Origin of the sequence: Streptomyces lacrimifluminis (genome assembly GCF_014646095.1) — a bacterium.
Lineage (GTDB): Bacteria > Actinomycetota > Actinomycetes > Streptomycetales > Streptomycetaceae > Streptomyces > Streptomyces lacrimifluminis.
The window spans coordinates 457,295-478,718 of the sequence record NZ_BMMU01000003.1 but is presented as its reverse complement, the minus strand read 5'-3'; the positions used below and the strand labels follow the sequence as shown (position 1 = coordinate 478,718).

13 protein-coding genes are annotated in these 21,424 nt (G+C 73.4%); 7 read left to right on the top strand and 6 right to left on the bottom strand.

Going from position 1 to position 21,424, the window contains the following annotated elements:
- Window positions 1-2: 2 nt before the first annotated feature.
- Window positions 3-716, top strand: coding sequence for a TetR/AcrR family transcriptional regulator (locus tag IEY89_RS07390; RefSeq protein WP_189146450.1), 714 nt, complete (start codon window positions 3-5; stop codon window positions 714-716).
- An 84-nt stretch (window positions 717-800) separates the two neighbouring features.
- On the opposite strand, the gene IEY89_RS07385 is transcribed toward IEY89_RS07390, so the two are convergent.
- From IEY89_RS07385 to IEY89_RS07375, 3 genes are all read right to left on the bottom strand, one after another.
- The gene (locus IEY89_RS07385; RefSeq protein WP_189146449.1) at window positions 801-1,979 is read right to left on the bottom strand and encodes a type ISP restriction/modification enzyme; all 1,179 of its coding nucleotides are present in this window, start codon (window positions 1,977-1,979) and stop codon (window positions 801-803) included.
- Window positions 1,980-2,163: 184 nt separating this feature from the next.
- Complete coding sequence (locus tag IEY89_RS07380; protein WP_229695079.1) at window positions 2,164-2,772, bottom strand: helix-turn-helix transcriptional regulator; 609 nt, start codon at window positions 2,770-2,772, stop codon at window positions 2,164-2,166.
- Window positions 2,773-2,953: 181 nt separating this feature from the next.
- Window positions 2,954-5,878, bottom strand: a complete 2,925-nt coding sequence (locus IEY89_RS07375; protein WP_229695078.1) for an AAA family ATPase — start codon at window positions 5,876-5,878, stop codon at window positions 2,954-2,956.
- Window positions 5,879-6,078: 200 nt separating this feature from the next.
- Between IEY89_RS07375 and IEY89_RS07370 the strand changes: the two genes are divergently transcribed.
- Window positions 6,079-9,027, top strand: coding sequence for a helix-turn-helix transcriptional regulator (locus tag IEY89_RS07370; RefSeq protein WP_189146446.1), 2,949 nt, complete (start codon window positions 6,079-6,081; stop codon window positions 9,025-9,027).
- A 248-nt stretch (window positions 9,028-9,275) separates the two neighbouring features.
- On the opposite strand, the gene IEY89_RS07365 is transcribed toward IEY89_RS07370, so the two are convergent.
- Complete coding sequence (locus tag IEY89_RS07365) at window positions 9,276-9,566, bottom strand: WXG100 family type VII secretion target (RefSeq protein ID WP_189146445.1); 291 nt, start codon at window positions 9,564-9,566, stop codon at window positions 9,276-9,278.
- Window positions 9,563-9,874 carry a WXG100 family type VII secretion target gene (locus IEY89_RS07360; protein WP_189146444.1) on the bottom strand — a complete coding sequence of 104 codons (312 nt, stop codon included), beginning with the start codon at window positions 9,872-9,874 and terminating at the stop codon, window positions 9,563-9,565. The genes IEY89_RS07365 and IEY89_RS07360 overlap by 4 nt, the downstream gene beginning before the upstream one ends.
- A gap of 596 nt (window positions 9,875-10,470) precedes the next feature.
- Between IEY89_RS07360 and IEY89_RS07355 the strand changes: the two genes are divergently transcribed.
- The 4 genes from IEY89_RS07355 (at window position 10,471) to IEY89_RS07340 (ending at window position 16,632) form a co-directional block, all read left to right on the top strand.
- Entirely contained in the window at window positions 10,471-11,541 is a 1,071-nt protein-coding gene (locus IEY89_RS07355; RefSeq protein WP_189146443.1) for a sugar-binding transcriptional regulator, read from the top strand.
- Window positions 11,542-11,650: 109 nt separating this feature from the next.
- Window positions 11,651-12,265, top strand: a complete 615-nt coding sequence (locus IEY89_RS07350; RefSeq protein WP_189146442.1) for a type VII secretion system-associated protein — start codon at window positions 11,651-11,653, stop codon at window positions 12,263-12,265.
- Window positions 12,262-15,129: a hypothetical protein gene (locus tag IEY89_RS07345; protein ID WP_189146441.1), complete on the top strand. Its 2,868-nt coding sequence runs from the start codon at window positions 12,262-12,264 to the stop codon at window positions 15,127-15,129. The genes IEY89_RS07350 and IEY89_RS07345 overlap by 4 nt, the downstream gene beginning before the upstream one ends.
- A 177-nt stretch (window positions 15,130-15,306) precedes the next feature.
- The gene (locus IEY89_RS07340; RefSeq protein WP_189146440.1) at window positions 15,307-16,632 is read left to right on the top strand and encodes a hypothetical protein; all 1,326 of its coding nucleotides are present in this window, start codon (window positions 15,307-15,309) and stop codon (window positions 16,630-16,632) included.
- Between the two features lie 82 nt (window positions 16,633-16,714).
- On the opposite strand, the gene IEY89_RS07335 is transcribed toward IEY89_RS07340, so the two are convergent.
- The gene (locus IEY89_RS07335) at window positions 16,715-20,047 is read right to left on the bottom strand and encodes a right-handed parallel beta-helix repeat-containing protein (protein ID WP_189146439.1); all 3,333 of its coding nucleotides are present in this window, start codon (window positions 20,045-20,047) and stop codon (window positions 16,715-16,717) included.
- Between the two features lie 95 nt (window positions 20,048-20,142).
- Here IEY89_RS07335 and IEY89_RS07330 point away from each other — a divergent pair, with 95 nt between their 5' ends.
- Window positions 20,143-21,330 carry a S8 family serine peptidase gene (locus IEY89_RS07330; protein WP_189146438.1) on the top strand — a complete coding sequence of 396 codons (1,188 nt, stop codon included), beginning with the start codon at window positions 20,143-20,145 and terminating at the stop codon, window positions 21,328-21,330.
- Window positions 21,331-21,424 lie beyond the last annotated feature (94 nt).

Here is a 21,424-nt window from a genome sequence, read left to right as displayed (position 1 = left end):
CAATGGCCGGCCGAGCCGCCGTACCCGAAGTGATCTGGACGCGTCCCGAACGTGCGGGCCGGGGTCCAAAGGCTGCGTACAGCCGCGCCGACATCGCGGCTGCCGCGGTGCGGATCGCGGACGCGGAGGGGCTCGACGCGGCCTCGATGCGGCACGTCGCGGCCGAACTCGGCTGCGGCACGATGTCGCTCTACAACTATGTCCCCCGCAAGGAGGACCTGTACGAGCTGATGGTTGACGCCATCAGCGGTGAGCACGAACTGTGGGAGCCGTCGGGCGACTGGCGCGCCGACATGCTCCGGGTGGCCCACCAGACACGCGCCCTCATGTACCGCCATCCCTGGCTACTGCGGCTGATGTCCCCGGTCTACGGCTTCAGCCCCAACGCCCTGCGCTATCTCGAACACTGTCTGACCTGCCTCGACTCGTTCGACGCCCCCTACGGCACGAAGTTCGAGCTGATCGCGATGCTCAACGGCCTGGTGACCACGTACGTCGGCAACGAGTTGGCGACGGCCGAGCGGGCGCGGTCCCTGCCGTGGTCGGAGGAGCAGGAGAGCGCGATGCGGACCGGGTATCTCGGGGGGCAGGTGGCGAGCGGGGCGTACCCGCGGATGGCGGCGGCGTTCCTGGAGGACGCGGGGCCGATCGACCTGGAGGCGGTGTTCGAGCGGATGCTTCTGCGGGTGCTTGATGGGTTCGCGCAGCGGGGCTGACTGTCGGGTGCGGGTCCGTCGTGGCTGAGTGCGCCCACGCGGCGGAGTCGCGCGATGTCACGCCCCGCACCCCTGCCGGGTCGGTCAGAGCAGCGTGAACTGGCCTTCCGGGCCCTCCTCGTGGTGGTCCAGAACCGACGCCGGCCGACGTGCCGTGTCCGGAACGGGGAGTACGCCGGACTCCCGCAGCTCCGTCGCCGTGATCGGGTCCGTCACCGTCGACTCGGCCTGCTGCGGGCGCAGTTCCGCCAGCAGGGCCAGTACTGTGATCAGTTCCAGCAGCTCGGAGGTCCAGGGCTGCGGCCAGGTCGTGGGCCGGATGGCCTCCAATGTGCCGGGCTCGGCCGCACCCCCCACCCGCACCGCCAGCCACTGCTCAAGCACCCGTACCCCGCCCACCTCGAAGTCCCAGGCCTCGGGCGGCACCGGCGAGATCCGGCCGTCGTCGTCGACCCGGAGGGTTTCCTCGTCGCGGTCGTAGTGGACGGTGACCGGGCGGGAGGGCAGCGGCGCTCGCACATACGGGCGCCGTCCGCCGGGCAGCTTGGGCCGCTCTCCGTCCCGTCGCATCAGCCACAGCACCCGGCAGCCCAACTCGACGCCCCGGGACCAGAGTTCGGGGTCCGCGGTGAGCGGGACGGCGAGCCCCGGGCGTACGGCGGCCAGGGTCCAGGCGAGGACGTCGAGCGGGTCGGGGCGATGGCCGAGACGGCCGGCGAGGTGATCCAACAGGCCCGGGGCCAGGTTGGGTTCGGCGCCGCCGGGCCGCCGGTAGAGCGGGCGGACCCGGCCCGGGCGGACCAGCGGCAGCAGACCCGAGGCGAGCAGCGGGGGCCCGCCGGAGTCGGCCGGCGCGGTCGCCGCCTCGACGACGAACACCTGCCGTTCGTCCGCCACCCGCCACAACTCCGGACGCGCCGCGTCGATCAGCCGGTGGTCCGGGATCAGCCACTGCTCGTCGAAGGGCGCCCGAAGGACCCGTACCGGCTCCGCACAGGGGCCGGTGGCACGGGTGAGCTTCTCCGTGCCACCGGCCCGGCCGGGCAGCTGTCCGACCGCCGAGTGCGGGGTGCGGGAGCGCGTCGGCTCGAACAGGGTTTCGCGGTCCGGTCCTTCGGCCTTCAGCAGGGCGTCCCAGCGTGCCTTCAGGGATGCCGCGTCGGGGGCCGCCGGCCACCCCCGGCCAAGCCGTGGCGGTGCGACGGACCACGGCATGAGGTCCGCGAGCAGCGGAGCGTCGTCGTCGGGCGTCACGCTGGGCATCGTACGACGACGTCCCCCGGCCCCTGCCTCGGACGAGTCATCGCGCATGCAGACGGTGCGTACCGGAACGCGGACAGGGCGTCCGGGACCGTTGTGTGACGGACAACCTGGACGCCCGGCCGACCGCACTGCCGACGACGAGGCCGGGGCATCCGGCGGTTGCGGGGCGCGGTGGGCCCGCGGGTCAGATGAGGCCGGCGCGTATGGCGTAGGAGACGGCGTGGGCGCGGTTGCGCAGCTGCATGCGCTTCATCACGCCGTGGAGGATGTATTTGACGGTGCGTTCGGAGTACGAGAGCTTCGTCGCGATCTCCGCGAACTCCTTGCCCTCGGCGACCAGGCGCAGCACGTCCGCCTCGCGCGGGGCGATCCCCGATGCCGCCAGGCTTCGGGGGGCGAGGACCTCCCGTTGGACCCACTGGATCTGTTGCATCAGAGTGCCCTGGAGGGTGGGCGGGAGGCTGCCACCGCCCTCCGCGAGGGAGAGCAGGGTGCGGATGAAGTTCGCGGGGGTGAAGGAGTTCCGCCAGAGCACGGCACGGACCCCGAGGTCGACCGCTGCCGCGATGTCGGTCTGCCACTGCCTCCCCACCACCAGCGCGAAACGCACGTCGGGCTTGTCGCTCAGGCCGCGCAGCAGGTCGAGAGTGGAGACGTCGGCATTGTCCACGGCGACCACGACGACGTGGGCCTCATGGAGCCTGTCCGGCGGGACCTCGTCAACGCGACGGTCGTCCCGGAGGCAACTGGCCAGCCCGGCGCGGATGATGGGGTCGGACGCGTGGATCGCCACGCGCACAGTGTCTGTGAGTACCTGCTGAGGCACTGGCTCCCCAATCGGGAACTCGAAGTGGTTCATGTGGTTCAGGAGCTGATCGTGGCATGTGAGGTTGCCCCGGCTCGGTCCCGGAGGCCCTTCGTCCGTTAATGACAGGGGAATCTGGCACGAGCGGTCGGACCGGCGTGTGGGGAGGTCAGCGGCTGTCCGGAGTGAGCGGACTGCCCGTGAGCACGGCTGACACGACCTCGGTGCGGGAGAGCATGCCGGTGCGTGCGAACAGCCTGGACAGACGGTTCGCGACCGCGTCCTCGCTGAGCCGCAGTACGTGGGAGATCTGGCGGTTGGTGAGGCCCTCCGCCAGCAGGATGCCCAGCAGGTGGTCGTTCTCCGCCGTGGCCTGCTTGCGACCGGGTACGACAACGCCTGCCTCGCGCATCGCGGACCGGGTGTGGAAACGCCACAGCGCGGCACCCGTCTCGCCGAACAGTTCGTACGCCTCGCGCAGCAGCGTCGCCGGGCCCGCGTTCGCGCGCACCGCGGCCAGGAGCGTGACCGCCGTTTCGAACGGCTGACTGCGTGAGCGGGCCAGCTCGACCGCTTCGGCCAGGTGTTTGCCGGCAGCCGCGGAGTCCGGCCGGAGTCTGCCGGACGTCAGCAGGTACAGCAGCCGTGTCCGTCCGCTGTTCATCTGCTCGGCCAACAGATCGAGGCGCTCCAGACAGGCCGCCGCCCGACCGGTGTGTCCCGCTGCCACGTGCACCTCGGCGAGAGAGGCCCACAACTCGTCGGTGCCGTAGACGGATCCACGCTCCTGGGCCGCGCGAAGGCCGCGCCGCAGTGTCTCCTCGGCCCGGCCGAGATCGCCGAGGGTCCGCCGCACTTCGGCTGCGGCATGGTCCAGGAAGTGTTCGAGCGGTCCGCTCACCCGCCCGCGCACGCTGCTGACCAGGCGGTCCGCGCTGGTGGTGCGCCCCTGCGCGAGGAGGACGGCCGCCGTCCGGGCCGGGAGCAGATGGTGCGTGGGTACCGCGGTCAGCACCCCGCCGTTGACCATGAGCCGCCGGGCCAGTGCGAGCGCCTCGTCCCACTGCCCCTGGAGGTGATGCAGGAGGAACCGGCTGGACTCGGGCAGCAGCTCGGGTGTCAGCTCCCGGGCGGACAGCAGGGACGTCGCCCCTCGCAGGTCGCCGATGCCGAGCAGCAGGTCGAGCTGCGCGACGCTCCTCGCGAACACCTTGTCCCGGCTCAGGCCCGGCACCTCCGGCAGGGCCAGTGCGCGCGTGAGCCGATCCGGCCGGCCCAGCACGAACTCCGCGACATTGAGGAACAACTCCAGCAACGCCCGGCTGTCAGGGGTGGACTGCCACACCGGTTCGGTCTGCGACAGCAGGGTCAGTGCCTCCTGCCACTTCTCCAACTGCCACAGGGCCTGGACGCGGCCGGACACGGCGGCCATGGCGGGCAGGCGCAGTCCGTCCCACCATGCCGCGGTGCCCATCCGGTCCAGTGCCGGCCAGTCCCTCTCGATGCCCGCCGACGCCACCAGGAGGGTGGCGGCCTCGTAGAGCGCCAGCGGGTCGAGGCCCTCGGCCGGGTCGAACACGATCCGCCCGGCCGCTGCCCGGGCCGTCCGGTAGTCACCGCAGCCGAAGGCGGCCTGGCCGCACCGCAGTATCGCGAGGTCGCGCGCGATCGGTTCCTCGATGAGGCGGACGGCTCTCAGGTGCCACCGCACCATCCCCCGGCGCTCGTGGTCGGGATACAGCGCTCTCGCGGCAGTCGTCAGTTCCGTCACCGCGCGTTCGCGGTCGACCAGGACGCCCGCGTCGGCGATCCGGTCCGGGAGATAGGTCTTCGCGTCCGCCTCGGCGAGGATCGCCGCCACCGGCGGAGGCCGGAGGTCCTGTCGGCCGGGTGGATCTTCCGGGGCCCCGCCCGCCCACAGCGCTTCCACCGCGGCGGCGGACAGACGACCGCGCTCCAGCGGACCCAGCCGTTCCCGCAGGGCGTGTGCCATCAGCGGTACGCGGAACGTCCAGCCGCGCACCGCGCCGCCGCCCTGCCCGGGCAGTTCGTCCACGACGCCCTCGTCCACCAGCGTGCGGATGCCGTCGTGGACGGCCTCGGCGGACAGCTCGGTCGAGGCCGCGACCCACTCCTCGGCCGGCCGGCCGAGCGGCCACAGGATGCTCAGCGCCGCGGCCACCGTCCAGCAGGGCTCCCCCAGAGCCCGCAGCGCCTCGACGTACCGGTCACCGTCCGGCAGCACCGGTACCGGCGCACCGAGGGCCAGGAAGGCCTGCCTGTCGACCACGCGTATCTCGTCCCGGTCGGCCCACTGGACGAGCAGGGCGTCGAGTGCCCCGGGGATCCCGTGGCTCAGTCGGTGGGCCCGCCGTGCGAGGCCGGCATCGGGCGTCGCCCGCAACCGCTCTGCCACCGCGGCGGTGACGTCCTTGGGCCCGAGGCGCGGCAGCACGATCGTGTGTGCCGCGCGGTTGCCAGCCAGCTGTGCCAGGGCGCGGCCCGACTCTGAAGACGGCTCCGTACGGTCCGGCCCGGTGTGCTGGAGCGCCGTGACCATCAGCCTGGTGCCGGGCGGCACCCGGCGGAGGTCGGCCTCGCCGAGCAGGGCGAGGGATTCGGCGTCGGCATGCTGGGCGTCCTCGACGACCACGGTCGCGGGGGTGGGCTGCGTCAGAGCGCCGACGACCACCTCGGCCAGCGCCGCGCGGTCGCCCCGCTGTACGGCGGACAGCGCCTCCACGGCAGCCTGGCGCGCCGACCGCCGCCTCGCCGCGCCGGACCGGTGCTCCTCCAGAGCCATGACCAGGCGCAGCGCCAGGAGCAGCGGGCGTTCGCCGTCACCGGGAACGCAGTCCACCCCCAGGACCGTGATCCCTTCCGCGCGCAGTCGCTCGGCGGCGGCACGTGTGAACGCGCTGCGCCCGACGCCCCGTTCGCCCCGGACCAGGACCAGACGCGGCCCGTCCGGATCGCGGAGGCCGCGGTCGATCGCGTCCGACTCCCGTTCCCGGCCGAACAGGCGCGCGCCCGTCCGGTCGAAACGCGCGGCCGTGCCGCCCAGGACCAACTCGGCGTCTGTCCGGGCAGCCACTGTCCTCACCACAACCTTCGACGACCCGTGTACCGGGCGGCGTTCGCCTCGGTCCGACCGGGCGGCCCGGTCGGTTCTCACACCTGCCATCATGGCGAACCCGGCGGCAAAACAGGTGATCCGCCCGGGACATCGGGCCGAACTCCGCAGTCCGTGCGGCCGGTTCGGAGTGCGGAGAACGGGGCCAACGAGGAGTCGTCGTGCAGCAGGACCGTTCGCCTCTTGTCGCCAGGGACGGCGAAGTCGGGGACGTGGCCGAGGCGTTGCGTACGACCGGTGCCGAGGCGCGGACCGTACTCGTCACCGGTGGGGCCGGAACCGGCAAGACCGCCGTGGTGGAGCAGGCGCGCCGGACGGTGGTCCAGAAGGGCGCCAAGGTCCTGCGGCTCGGCTGGGAGGCCGCCGAGGGCCCGGCGGGCGCGGACGCCCTCGCGGACGCCGTCTGCGGAGTACTCGCAAAGATCCACGACGGCCGGCTCCCGGTGCGCGTCACCGCCGTACGCCGGGTGCAACTGCGAACCGCCGGCCCGGGCGCCGAGGTGGCCCTGCTGTCGACCCTGGGGGAGGTACTGGCGGACGCCGCCCATCACGTCCCCTTCGCCCTGGTCCTCGACAACGCCCAGCGGATGCCGGCGCGGACGGCCTCGGCCCTGGGGCTGCTGCTGCGCGTGTTCCGCCCCGCTGGAGTGCCGGTGGTGATGGCCGGCCGGCCGATGAGCCCGGGGCAGATCACCGGAGCGCAGCTGCTCGCGGCGGCGGACCGGGTGCTCGAACTGCGGCCGCTGTCGCCGGCCGACGTCGGCGCGCTCGTCGTGCGGCGGCTGGGCCGCCCCGTCGAACCCGACCTGGTGACGGCGGTGTCGCGAGCGCTGGGCCCGCTGGCGGGGAGCCCGGGGGCCGTGCTGTCGGTTGTCGCCTCGCTGAAGGAGTGCGGCGGCCTGCTCGAACTCGACGGCCAGGTCTGCCTGGCCGTGCCGGAGGGCGGGTTGCGGCTCACGGCGGACGTCGCGGAGCTGGGCCGGCTCGGCTGGCCGGACGCGCCACCGGATGCCGACACGGTCGCGACGGCGGTCACCCTCGCCCGACTGGCAGGCCAGGGCGGGCTTCGGCTCGACGAACTGCGTGGCGTGCGGCTGTCGGGCGGGTCGCTCGATCCGGGTGGCGTTCGGGCGTCGGACGGGTCGCTCGATCCAGGTGGTGTGCGGTTGTCGGGCGGGTGGTTGGATCCGGGTGGCGTGCAGGCGTCGGACGGGTTGCTCGACCCGGGTGACGCGAAGTCGTCGGACGGGCCGGTCGAAGCCGTCGGTCGTAGGGTGGACGGCCTGGTCAGGGACCGGGTCGTGACCGTCGACCCGGACGGCCGGACAGCGTTCGCCGTTCCGGCGCTCGCGGCGGCGCTGCGGACGCTGCCCGATCCCGGGGGCCCGTGGCCGCCGTACGCCACGATCACCGGAACACCGGCCGATCGGCCGGGCGTTGGGCGGGCGTGGCCGGACGGCCACGGGGCAGCGGCGGGCCCGGCACCGGACGGCGCTCTCGCGCTGCCGCCGCCCGCCTTCCAAGGCGGTGCCGAGCCCGGCCTGCCCCGGGCCGTCCACGGTGACCACCCGGCGTCGCGGCGGCTGCCGCCGCACGACACCGGAACACCCGGCGCGCTGCGCGAGTCCGCCACCCTGAGCCTGCGGCACCCCGACCACCTCGGTGTACTCGCCCTCGGGGAGCCGCTGCTCGCCTGCCTCGACGGCCCGCACGGCGAGGACAGGGGCGCTCTGGAATGGGTCACCCGGGCGTGGACCCTGTCCGCGCTCCACGAACACCGGTCCCCGTACGGTGACGACGCCGATCCCCGCTACCGTGCGGCGCTCGAACAGATGCCTGCTGCCGCCGGGCTGGCGGCGCTCGGCGGAGCGTACGGGATCGGCCCGGTCACCCCGATGACGTTCCGGTCCGGGCCGGCTGACGACGCGTGCGGCTCCGGGCCGGTCCCGTCACCCGGGGAAGTACGGCTGCTGGCCGCCGCTGTGGGCAGCGGTGGCGAGTTCGCGCGTGCCCGGCAGCGGATGGCGCGGAACCCTCCCGGCGAAGCGGACCTGGACAGGCTGCGGAACGCCGCCGCGTACGGGGATCTGGCGGGCGCTCTCCAGGCCGTGCTCGGTGAGCGGTACGTCGGACTGGGAGAGAGCACGGCCGTGCGGTACCACGCCCTGGTGCGCGACTATCTGACGGGGCGGTGGGACAGCGCCCTGTCGTGTGCCCGCCGGATCGAGACGCGGGGCCGGTCCGACGGCGCGGCCGGTGTCGGACACCTGGCCCGGGCGCTGGCAGCCGAGATCCAGCTGATGCGCGGGGAGTACGGCCGCGCCCGCGAGTGGCTGGACCTGATCCCCGACTCCGTCGGCCATCCGCTGGTGGCCCGGGTGCGGCTGGGGATCCGGTACTGGTCGGGAGACTCGGACGAGGCCTTGGCCCAGGCATGGCGCGACGTGCGGCGGGCTCGGGAGAACGGACTGCTCGCGGGTGTCGACAGGGTGGTGCTGCGGATCCTGTCGATCACGGTGCGGGGGAACGACCGAGAGGCGCCGCGGGAGACTCTGGAGTACTTGGAGACACTGCACGAGGAGGCTGCCTCGCCCATGACGTACGAGGCGGTGCTCGTGGGGCGCGGGATGGTGCACGGCGACGCGGAGAGCGCGCTGGCCGCGTACCGATTGGTGCGGCAGCGGGTCGACCTCCCCTTGAGCGTGGACTGCTGCCAGTGCCTGACGGACGTCGGCGACGACCCCCTGCGGTGGCTGGCCGAGGCGACGCGGAGCGCGCACGCCCTGGACATGGGGCCGCCCGTGCGCAGCCTGCTCGGCGCGGCGGCGCGGCGGCGGAACGTGTCGCTCCCCAGGCGTCGTACGGCCAGGGAAGGGCTCAGCGAGCCGGACGTGCGCGTGATCGCCATGGTGAGCGACGGCTCCACCAACCGGCAGATCGCCGCCCGGCTGGCGTGCAGCGAGAAGACCGTGGAACAGCGGCTGACACGGCTGTTCCAGCGGACCGGCTGCCGCTCCCGCGTGGAACTGGCCGCGGCCTGGCTGGACGGCAGCCTTGCCCGGCAGGGCCTGGTGCCGGACAGCGGGCCGCGCGGAGACAGCGGGGACTGACGGCTGTCCTGTACGGCTGTGACGGGCCGCGCGGACGGTGAACCGGCAGGCACGGCAGGGGATCCGCCACTCGGGCCGGAACACGCGGGGTCATCTCCGCAGGCGGTTCAGCCGGTTCACCGCTGAGGTCACCGGCACCGACCGAGGCCCGGGTCGTGTCGGCCACGATGCCGACACCCCCCAGCACTTGGCGGTGCGGCGGATCTCGTCGATCCGGGAACAGCCGATCGGCCTCGCCCCGTGGCCCGTCAGGCCTCCTCGAAGCTGACACCGTACTTCTCACCGCTGAGGTGGTACTCGGTGATCGGCCCGAGCGACTGGGAGGCCCGCGCCGCCTGCTGCCGCATGGCCGCCGCCGCGGCGTCCCACCTGGCCTTGGCGCATGCGTAGGCCTCGTTCGCGTCGTCCGTCCAGCCGTCGAAATGCTGCCTGGCGTCGTCGTCCAGGTACAGGAGTGCCCCGGCCAACTGCCGGGTGATGGCGGTCATCTCTCCGGCGACGAACGCCATCTCCTCCAGGCTCGCCCGGCACGGGGTCATCCTGTCTCCTTCCCTTCCACCGGCTCGACGGGGCCGGTGCGCGCCCGCATGTGTTCGCCGGTGCTCTTTCTGATGCTCTCGGTGACGATCTCCAACTGCCTCTGGACGGTGGCGCAGTCGTCCAGCCAGGCGTTGAGGGCAGCGGTGAAGTCCCCGGCGGCGGCACCTGTCCAGCCGCCCCCGAGCGTGTTCGCCTGTTCTCTCATGCTGGTGGTCACCCGTCTGGTCCTGCCCAACGCGTTCTCGAAGCGCAGGAGGGACGCCTTCATCACCTCGATGTCGGCCTGTTCCCTTTGCCGCCGTGCCACGGGCAGATCCTCTCGGTGCGGATTCCGGTGCGGACCTCGGGCCGCGTTCCGGTACGACGGATGAGGTGCCGCGTTGTCACATCCGCACCGTCCGTCGATTCTGACGTGACGGCGCACGGCGGGAAACGGCGCGGTCCGTTCCTTGCCTTCCGGTACAGCACCTTGCACGTGTGTGTGGGCGGTCGGGCAGGATCCACTGTCCTCGCGGGCAGTGGTGCCCGCCGGAGCGGTCATGGTCCACGGATGGTTCCTATGCTGTGACCCAGGTCCGGCAGTGACGGTTTCCGGGCATGCCGGCCTGCGCCGTGCCCGGTCGAGAACCGCTCGGCCCGTGCCCGGCCTCCTACATCCACGCCGGGGCGCGGCCATCCGCTGTACGGAGCCATCGCTGCCTCCGGCACTCAGGGGCGCGGTGGCGACGAACCGATGCCTGCGGGGCCGGAGTTTTCCCACGGTGACGTGAGACCGTGACGAAGGAGCGACGTGTTGACAGCGGACAGTGCGCCGGGCATGCGTGCCGGACGGCGTGTTTCCCGGACGGAGACCCTCTGTCCCCAGGGGGCGGGCCGGACCGCCGCCCCGATCGGGACCGGCTGATGCGAGCGCAGCGGAACGACAGCGGCGAGGACGAGTACGCGGAGGCCCAGGCTTCCGCCGCGCCGGTCGACAAGCTCCTCGCCGCCTCCGTGGCCAGACGCTTCTACCTCGAGAACCAGTCGAAGGTGGAGATCGCCAGGGAATTCGACATCAGCCGGTTCAGGGTCGCCCGTCTCCTCGACGCCGCTGTCGCCCACAACATCGTACGGATCGACATCACCGTCCCGGCCGAGATCGACGCCTCGCTCTCGCGGGCCCTGGCCGAGCGCTTCGGACTGCGGCACGCCGTCGTCGTCAACCTGACCCGCGGGGAAGCCGCCGCGCCGGCCCCGGGGGACACGCGCCAGGCCGGCCGCTGGCTCGGAACGGCGGCCGCGCAGCTCGTCTCGGAGATCGCCGAGGAGACGGACGTCCTGGGCCTGGACGGAAGCCGTGCGGCCGAGGCGCTCGGGGAGGCGGTCACCCGGCTGCCTTCCTGCGAGGTGGTCCAGCTGACCGGAGTACACGGACCGGACCTGGCGCACAACGCCGCGGTGACCGCGGTCCGCCGTACCGCCGCGGCCGGCGGCGGCCAGGCCTTTCCCCTCTACGCGCCGTTCCTCCTGCCGGACGCGCCGACGGCCTCGATCCTCAGGAGCCAGCCGGCCATCGCCGAGACGCTGAACCGTTTCGGCGGGGTCACCAAGGCGGTCGTCGGCATCGGCGCGTGGGAAGCCGCGGCCTCGCCGCTGTACGACGCCCTGACGGAGCGGGAGCGCGCGACGTACGGGGAGCTCGGGGCGTGCGCCGAGGTGTGCGGCCATGTCCTTGACGCGGCCGGCAACGTGATTCCCACGGCGGTGAACGCGCGCACGATCGCGGTGAGCGCCGCCCAGCTCCGCGGTATTCCGGAGCTGATCGCCGTCTCGGGCGGCCCGCGGAGCGCCGAGGCCATCCGCACCGCCCTCAGGAGCGGGCTCCTCACCGGTGTCGTCACGGACGCGACGACCGCACGCCGCCTCCTCTGGTCCGACGGCCAGGACGGCACGAACCGGGCGAGGGACGCCTGCGTGGTGGAAACGGCCACGTGAGATCGCCATGCGGCATCTCCCGGCCGTTCTCCCACCGGATTCCGTTCGCCGCTCGGGCCCGGGGCCTCATGTGATCGACCAGCCACGTATCCACCGAGTGAGGAAAGCGATGACCCAGCAGGGCGCCGAGGGCGCGGGCGTAGAACTGCCGCCGGTTCCCGACGAGATCCGCGAGGCCGGCAGGCTCGCCCCGGACCACTGGCTGGGGATGGTCGATCCGATGTGGTCCGGCGAAGGGGATCCCCCCGAGTGGGCGCTGGCCGGCCGATGGCGGTCGGGGCTGGACGGCGAGATCGAGGAGTGGCAGGACAACCCTGACTACCGGCCGTCCCCCGGTGCGCGCGGCTGGCCCGAACCGGAGGACGAGGTGGACCGGGCCATCCAGCTCGCCGCGACCGGCTACGGCCCCGGCGAGGCGGTGACACAGGCGCTGCTCGGCCGTGAGGTGGCCGTTCTCACCGGACCCGGCGGCGACCCGCTGAGCGCCGCGACCCCGGACGGAACCCCGGTCGTCCCGCTCTTCACCTCGCCGGTGTTTCTGCACACCGTCGGCCGTTTCGCCTTCGAACTGGTCAGGGTCGACGACCTCGTGCCGCGGGTTCCCGAGGGGCACGCGCTCTACCTCAACCCCTCCGGCCCGGTCAGCATGACCCTGGAACTCGACTCCGTACGCGACGCGGTGACCGCGGCGGACGACGGCGCGGCACGGGGGGCGGACGCGTGAGCCGCTGGCCGTCCCTCTTCTCCCGCCGGGGCGGCGGGCCTCCCGCCGCGCCGGGCGGCCCCCGGCACCCGGTCGGAGATCCGGGCGGAGTCGTACACCGGGGGACCGGCGGTACCCCGCCCGTCGAGGACATCGACGGCGTGCTCCTCGTGCGCTCGGTGGAGGACGACTCCTTCCCGATGGCCACCCTGGCCGAGGTGGCCCGTGCCGTCAGCGTCGACGAGGACGTCGTCACGGTGATGGTCGGCTCCGCCGACGCCGGCGGGCCCGACGCCGGCCACTGGTCCCGGCTGGGGGCTCTGCTCGACTCCCTTCGCGCGAAGGACATCACCCGGATCCGGCTCGTGATGTCCGGGGCCGGCGACGACCGGCCGGGCCAGCCCTGCGTGGCCCGCAGGATCGCCGACGCCTGGGGACTGGAGGTGACCGCTCCGGACGGAACGGTCCTGGTCACCCCCGGCGGTGTGCTCTTCGTGTACGGAGACTCCCGGCCCGGGTGCGGATGGTGGCACTTCGCGCCCGGTGAGGCACCCCGCAGACTGGGCCCGCGTGCCCCCGCCCCCGGGTGGCAGGAGGCGCTGGGCCGGGTGCCCTCGCACACGCCGGGCGGCTGTGTGGTGGACCAGATACCGGCGGGCGTGCTGATGCGTCCGGCCGATGCCCCCGGACCCCACCCCGACGATCTGTGCTTCGCGGTGCCCGTCGACTCCGAGCATCCCGCCGTGCTGGTCGGTGCTCTCCGGGCGGAGAACGTCGCGGCCGACGAGGTGGCCGCCGTGCTCGCGGCGCTGCCGGTGGCGCAGCGGTCCCGGGTCCGGCTCGCCCCCGGGGGCCGCCGTGACCTGCTGGGCCTCGGCCAGTCGGTCGCCGACATGCTGGGCGGCGAGGTGGAAGTGCTCACGGGCCTGCCCCTGCTCCCCGACCACGCGCCGCCCGGAGCAACCCCGCGGCCGACCCTGGTGGGCACCGACGGGACACCGAGCTGGCAGCCCTTCGTGTCCTCCGTGGCCTGCGGGCCCGCCGACGCGCTGGGGCGAACTCCAGCCCCCCGTCTGGTCGAGAGCCACCTGCCCGACCGGCTCGCCGCGGGCACGGAACCAGGCACCGTACGGCTGACAGACCGCTGGCAGGCCACGGTGACGCGGGCCGGACTCGCCCTGTGGGAACGGGACGGTCCCCGCCCTTCGCTCGCGGGGCCGGCCGTGGACCCGGACACCTGTGCCATCGAACTGGGGGTGCCGGGACAGCCGCTGGACGCCTCGCTGTGGCCCGCGCTCGACCTGCTCCTGGGCGGCCTCGATGCCGGGGCCCGGGCGAGGACGACGCTGCTGGTGCGCGGCAGGCTCACCACCGAGGAGGGCCGACTGCGCAGGCTGGCGGCCGAACACGGGGTACTGGGCATCCGCTATGTCACCGTCGGCGGCCCGGCGCTCGCGAGCCCCGGAGCCGGTGCGGGGCCGCGCCCGCCCGTGCCGCCCCCCACCGGCAGGGCCACGGAGGTCTCGCCGCCCGCCGCGCGGGAGGAGCCAGCCGAGGAGAACGCAGAGGAGAGCGCCGTCACGAGGTCCGCCACGGCATCGGGCGAGCACAGGGCGGTTTTGGGACGGGTGACACCTCCCGTGCGGCACGTGTCCTCGTCCGGGCCGCTGGGCACCACGGCCGGGACCGGGAGTACCTCGGTGGCGGTTCGGCCCGTCGCACGGGAACCGGGGTCACTTCCGGCCCCCGCCGGACGTACGCCGCCCGGCCGCCGTCCCGTCGCGGAGGCACCGGCGTACGTGTCCGCCCCCTCGCCCGACGGTCCGTCACCCGGTGGTTCGGGGGAGGCCGAGGCGCCTGAGCGCGAGTCGGCGGGCGGTGCGGGCACGGGCACGTCGGCGAGCGTCCTTGGCGATACATCGATCGCGGGCCCCCCGTCGCGAGATCCGGTGACCGGCGACGAAGCGTCGGCCGGTGCGTCGGCACGCCCGTCCGCCAGTGGGGTGCCCGGTGAGGCGTCCCGTCGTGCAGGAGGCGGAGAGCCGGCGAAGCCCGGCCCGGCACCTCACGTGCCGGCTCCGGAGCCGGCCCGGTCGTCCGCGACGCGAGCCGTGCGTCTTCCGTTCGGCCCGGGACACGTCAGCGGAGCGGCCGAGCAGGCGGCGTTCCGTGACCTCGCCGCAGCCGTCTGGGAGCGGCATGCCGCCGCCGTCTCCCGCGTGCTCACGCGGATGCCCGCACTGCGCGGCCAGGAACTGGAGGCGGCGAGGATCGACCTCGTCGCCGCGCACGCCTATCTCACCACCGAGGAAGGGCCGTTGCACCATCGCGAGCTGATCCGCGACATCCGCACGGGGGAGGGGCGCCTGCTGCCCTACGCCGGGTGCCTGGCGTCCGCACTGCGGCGCCTGCCGTCCTACCGGGGTGTGGCGTTGCGCGGAGGGGACGCGACCGGGCCCGAGCCGGCGGTCGGTGCCCTCCTGGAGGAGCCGGGGCCGCTGAGCGCTCTGGCCAGGCCCTCGGCGCTTCCCGCCGGGGCCGGCGTGCGCTACGCGATCTGGTCCTCCACCGGGCGCAAGGCGCGTCAACTGCTCGACCGCTCGGCCGGATCCCCGGAGGCGTTCGACGAGATCGTCTTCGTGCCGGGGACCGCTTTCCGGGTGCTGGGGGTACGCACGGTGCCCGGGGGAGTCCCCGTGGTGCTGCTGCGTGAGCTGGCCGGCAACGCGACCGCCCAGGAACACCTGGACGGCGCGCGGGAGTTCGGCCAGGCGGACCTCAAGGCGCTCGCCCACCTCGAAGAGGCGATCGCCAAGGACCTTCCCGTGGCCGAGGAGCGGCACTGGCCGGATCGCTGCACAGGACCCGTGGGCCATGGCGGATAGCCCGGCGGATGCTCCGGGACCACTCCCCGGCAGCCGCGGGACCGTATCGCAGTTCACCTACGACGCCAAAGGACAATGATGGCAATTCGTCAGAACCGATCCTCCCCGGACGAGTCGTCGGGGGGTTCTCCCGCTGCCGGGAGTACGGAACCTCCGGCCGCCGCCGGCGGGACGTCCGTGCGCAGGGCGTTCGCGCTCGGGTCAGCGCGGGCCGATCCGCGGCAGGCGCTGGCGCCCGCCGTGCCACCGGCCGCCGGTGCGGCCCGGGGCGAGAGCGGGCAGAGCGGAAGCGGGGAGGCGTCCCCGTCGCGACCGGACACCGCCTCGGGGGGAGCGGCGGGCATCGGGGCGCCCGTCACCACGAGCGGGACGACCGCGGCGGGGGAAGCGGAAGCGAGCCCCGCACCGGCCGCCGCACCGGCCGCCGCACCGGCCGCCGCACCGGCCGCACAGCCGGAAGCGGTGGGACGTGGGCGTACCCAGGTGGCGTCGGCCGCGGCGGGGGCCGGCGGGTTCGGGGCGTCCGGCGAGGCGGCCGCGCGCGGGGACGGTGAACCGCCGTCCGGAAATCCGAAGAAGCCGCTGCTCGCCGCCGCGGCCATCGCGGGCTCGATCCTGCTCGTGGTGCCGCTGCTGATCCTGCTCACGGGCGGCTCCGACGAGAAGAAGGACAAGGCCGCGGTGTCCGCGACGGACGCCGTCCTCGGGGACGACCAACAGGGCGCGCCGCAGGGCGAGTACGCCCCGGCCTCACCCCCGTCGGACGCGAGCGGGAATGCCTCCGCGACGCCGGGCGGGAAAGCGAGCGAGAAGGCGAGCGAGAAGACGAAGACCGTCGCCGGGGCGGGCACGGACGACGCCGCGGCCGGTGTGGTGCCGGCCCTGCCCGAGGCCCCGGTCGTCAGCGCACCGAAGACACCGAAGACACCGAAGACGTCGGCACCGAAGAAGTCGACGCAGAAGACGTCCGGCACGACGACGACCACCAACTCCGGCTCGACACAGCGTCAGCCGGCCGGGCCCGCGGTCGGCACCGCGGCGTACGCGGTTCTGCAACTGGCCGACCGCAACCCGGGCAAACACGTCTGCTACCGGGCCTACGTGGCGGGCATGGGCTGGCAGGGCACGCAGTGCGACGGCGCCACGGCGGGCACGGAGGGCCAGAACCGGCCCATCAAGGCCCTCAACATCGCTGTGACCGGTACCAAGCGCGTGGACGCCACTCCGTACATCCAGGGCACCGGATGGGCCGGGACGAAGTGGAGGGGCGTGGCCGTCGGCGTCAATCTGACCATCGGGACGGCCTCGGACTCGGCCCCGAACATGGCCGGTTTCGCCATCAGCGTGAACGGGGCCAAGGGCACGATCTGCCAGACCGTGCACCTCCGTGACCGTGGATGGCAGGGCAAGGCGTGCGACACCCCCGAGACCAAGAACAACTACATCTTCGGCGGCACCCTGGACAAGGGCTTCTGGCTCGAAGCCGTGCGGTTCACCGTGTGACGCCTGTCTGAGAGACGCGAGCGCCCGCCGGATCGGTCATCCGGCGGGCGCTTTCCGCTTCACGGGGTGGCTCGGTGCCGTCTCACCGGGTGGTCCGGTGCCCTGCGGGACGGCTCTCGGGCGCCAGATCCTCGGGGAGCAGCGTCGTGAGGTCGTCGAGACTGGGCGTCAGGACCCCGCCCAGCCGACGGGCCTGACTCGTCATCATGGACTCCAGCAACTGGCGGGCGAGCCGGGCGTTGCCGAACGAGCGGTCCCGGGGAATCGCGTCCACATGGGCGCGCAGCGCCGCGAGGGTGTCGGTGCCGCACTCGTAACCGGACGTGGCGGCGTGCCGGGAGACGATGGTGACCAGTTCCTCCGTGCTGTAGTCCTCGAACTGCACGTACTTGGAGAACCGGGAGGTCAGTCCCGGGTTGGAGGCGAGGAAGCGCTCCATCTCCTCGGTGTATCCGGCGACGATGACCACGATCTCGTCGCGGTGGTCCTCCATCAGTTTCAGGAGGGTGTCGACGGCCTCGCGGCCGAAGTCGTTGGAGGATCCCTCGGGGGTGAGGGTGTATGCCTCGTCGATGAAGAGCACGCCGCCCAGCGCGCTGGTGAAGACCTCCTTGGTGCGCTGCGCGGTGTGCCCGATGTACTGGCCCACGAGGTCGGCCCGGGCCACCTCCACCAGGGAGGCGCGGGGCAGCACTCCCAGGGAGTGCAGGAGTCTGGCGTAGAGCCGGGCCACCGTGGTCTTTCCGGTGCCGGGCGGACCGGTGAAGACCAGATGGTTGCTGATCCTGGGTGAGGGCAGCCCCGCCGCCAGCCGCTGCCGGGCGTTGGACAGCAGGTTGACCAGGTCGGAGACCTCGCGTTTCACCGCCCCGAGACCCACCATGGCCGTGAGTTCGTCCATGGGGTCGGACACGTCGTCCGACCGCTGGGGCGTTCCGTCGACGGCGGCCGCCGCCGCGTCCCCCACGTCCTGCGGCAGCAGCAGGGTCAGATCGCTCTCGGCCGGGTCGGGCATGGCCGCGAGCCGGAACGCCTGCCGGTCCACCATCTCCTCGAAGACCCCGCGGGCGGCCCGGCCGTTGCCGAAGGAGGCGTCACGGGTCATCCCCTCGAAGCGGACGGCCAGCGCCTCCCGGGTCAGCGGCCCGAGTTCGTACTGGTTGTGGGCGCACATGCTCTCGGTGATGGTGACGAGTTCGTCCACCGCGTAGTTGCCGAACTCGATGGTGCGGGTGAACCGGGAGGCGAGACCCGGGTTGGCGGACAGGAACGACTCCATCTGCTCGGAGTATCCGGCCGCGACCACGACCACGTCGTCGCGGTGGTCCTCCATCAGTTTCAGGAGGGTGTCGACGGCCTCGCGGCCGAAGTCGTTGGACGATCCGCCTTCGGGGGTGAGGGTGTAGGCCTCGTCGATGAAGAGCACGCCGCCCAGCGCGCTGGTGAAGGCCTCGGTGGTCTTGATGGCTGTACCGCCGATGATCTGGGCCACCAGGTCGGCCCGGGCGACCTCGACCAGATGCCCGCTGCGCAGCACGCCCAGGTCCGCCAGGATGCTCCCGTACAGCCGGGCGACGGTGGTCTTTCCGGTGCCGGGAGGGCCGGCGAAGATGAGATGCCGGCTCATCGAGGGCACCGGCATGCCGAGCCGGCGCCGGCGTTCCGCCAGTTGGTTGAGGTTGACCAGGGTGTTCACCTGGTGCTTGACGTTGGCCAGACCGACGAGCGACTCCAGCGCGGCCAGCGGACCCTCCGGCTCGGGCTCCTTCCCGGACGACCGGCCGGATGCCCCTGTCTCACTCTCGGCCGTCTCGCCCCAGCTGTCCGGTGTGCCGTTGTCCGCGCTGGTCAGGAAGTCGACCGAGAGCCGGTCGCCGGGGCCGCCCTGCCGCAGCCCCGCCCCCCGGTTGCCGCGCACCACGCACCGGGTGACGGAGACGGGCTCGTCGCTGTCGACCCGGATCCCGTCGCCCGTGCTGCCGGTGACCTCGCAGGCGGTGAGCGTGGCCCGGCCGCCGCGCGACACCTGGATCCCGTGGGCCTTCGAACCGCTCACCCGGACCCGTTCCAGCGTGGTCTCCGCGCCGTCCCGGACGCTCACACCCGCGTCGGCGCTGTCGCTGATCTCGCAGTCCCGCAGGGTGCCCCGGCCGTGCTCGCCGACGAGTACGCCCGAGCGGGCGGAGAACCGCATCACCGTGTCGCTGACCTCCGGGTCGGCGTCGTCGTCGATGCTCATCGCGCAGCCGCCCGCGGACTCGATCTCGCAGTGCTCCAGGCGCCCGCGGCCGTCGTCGCCGAACTCGATGCCGTGGCCGCCCGCCCCCGTGATCCGGGCGCGGCGCAGCAGCGGGTTGGCGGAGGAGCGGACGGAGACGCCGACCCCGGCCGCGTCGAGCACGTCGAGACGTTCGAACTCGGCGGTGGAGTCGTCCGCCAGGACCACCGCCCCCGAGGCGTCGGCGCAGTCGCTGACCACCGTGTCCCGCAGCAGCGGGGCACTGCCCTCGACGACCCGGACGGCGGGCTGGGCGGAGCTGTGGAACTCGCAGTTCTCCAGCGTTCCGCGTGAGCGGTCGAGGACGAGCAGTCCGCTGTGCTTGGTGCGCCGGGTGACGCAGCGGCGCAGCAGCGGGTCGGCCCCGCCGGAGATGACGATGGCGCTCTGGGTGATGGACTCGAACGTGGTGTCCTCGATCTCCGGGCGGGAGACGCTGGTCACGAGCAGGCCCACCGAGGTGTGGTGGACGGTGGACCGTACGACCCGGGTCGAGCTGTGGCCCTCCAGGGCGATGGCGGGCTTGTCGGTGCCGGAGATGTCGCAGCCCTCCACGGTGCCCCTGGCCTCACCGCTGGCGAGGACGCCGTTGGCCCGCGCGCCGCGGATCCGGCAGTCGCGGATCAGGGGACGGGCGGTCTCGCCGATGACCACCGCGGAGGTGCCGAAGTTCTGGAACACGCAGTCCTCGATGACACTCTCGGCGTCCGAGGAGTCGACGATCCCGGCGCCGCCGGGGTTGCTGACCTCGCAGTCGCGGGCGGCCAGCGAACCCGAGCCGCGGACCAGTACGGCCGTCCACCCCGAGCCGGTCACGGAGCATCCGTCGAGGGCGGCCTGGCCGGCCGGTACGTCCACGACCGCCAGTTCCTTGTCCCGTCCGCGCAGGGTCAGACCGCTGAGCATGACGGCGTCGGCCATCAGGCTGACGGCGGTGCCGGAGCGGGGGGAGATCTCGACGGCTCCCCGCTCGCCCTCGGCGACGATCGTGACCCGGTTCCTGATCACGAGGTTCTCGGCGTAGCGCCCGGGGCGTACCCGGATCACCGCCCCCGTGCGCGCCTGGGCCAGTGCCTCACCGATCGTCTGGAAGGTGTCCGTCCGTTCCGGGCAGACCGTGAGTATTTGCCGAGCCACGCGCCTCGAACCTCCTCGTTTTTCCGGGCCTCTGCCCTGCCCTGTGCGCAATTCGAGTATGTCATGCGCATAACAGGGGTATGATGTGAAACATCATGAAATACAGGTATGTGCGTCCCGTGCTGGCTGCCGCCGTGATCCTGCCGCTCACCTGCGTGCCCGCAGTCGCGGAGGCGGCCGACGGCCCGGGCGTCACGCTGCTGCCGCCCCTGCCGCTGCGGCTCGGTGCGGACAGTCCGTGCACCGGGGCCTCGGAGGAGACCGCCACCGCCGCGGCGTGGTCCCAGATCACGCTCGGGCTGTCGCGGGCCCAGCGGATCTCCCGGGGCGCCGGGGTGACGGTCGCGGTCGTCGACACCGGGGTCTCCTCCGGCGTGCCCAGCCTGTCCGGGCGGGTGACGGCCCTCGGCGGGGCCGACGAGGACTGCGTGGGGCACGGCACCTTCGCCGCCGGTCTCATCGCGGCCGCCCCGGAGACGGGCAGTGGTATCACCGGCGTGGCCCCGGAGGCCGAGATCCTCGCCCTGCGGGGGACCGATGACCGCGGGGTGCCCTCGGTGCAGCGCGTCGCCCTCGGAATCCGTACGGCGGCGGACCGGGGCGCGCAGGTCATCTACGTCGGTCACGCCCTGGACACCGGAAAGGCGGAGCTCACCGCCGCCGCGGCCTACGCGGCGCGGCAGGACGCACTCGTGGTCGCCCCCGCGGCCCCGGACGCCGTGCCCAAGGAGGAACTCGGGCCGGACGGTGAGATGCCGGAAGGGCCGTACTGGCCGGCCGCCGCGCCCGGCGTCCTGGCCGTCGTGGACTTCGGGCCGAACGGCGTCCGGCAGCAGAAAGCTCCGCCCGCCCACGAGCCGGACCTGTCCGCGCCCGGCAGCTCCATGGTCAGCGTCGGGCCGAAGGGCTCCGGCCACTACATAGGCTCCGGCGCCTCGCTGGCCGCGGCCGGTACCGCGGGGGCGGCGGCACTCGTCCGGGCATACCACCCCGGGATGAGCGCCGCGGAGGTCTCCGCGCGACTCCTCGCGACCAGCTACCCGTCCGACACGCCTCGGCTCGACCCCTACGCCGCGCTGTCGGTCGTACCGGAAAAGGGCGAGGTGGCCGCCGTACGGCCGGCCCCCGCACACTTCCCGGACCCCGCCGACGTCGGGCCTCGGAACCGGGCCCTGGCCATCGCGGGTGCCGGACTCGCGGTGATCCTGTCGGTCGCGGCCCTGGCCGCGGTACTGCCCCGTGGCCGCGCCAGGAACTGGCTGCCGCCGGGCCGTCAGCCGTAGCGGGCCGCCGGTGGCGGGGAGCCGACGGGCCCGCGTCGGCTCCCCGCCACCGGCCTCGGCCGCGTCGGGGCCGCGACTGTCGTACCCGTACCGG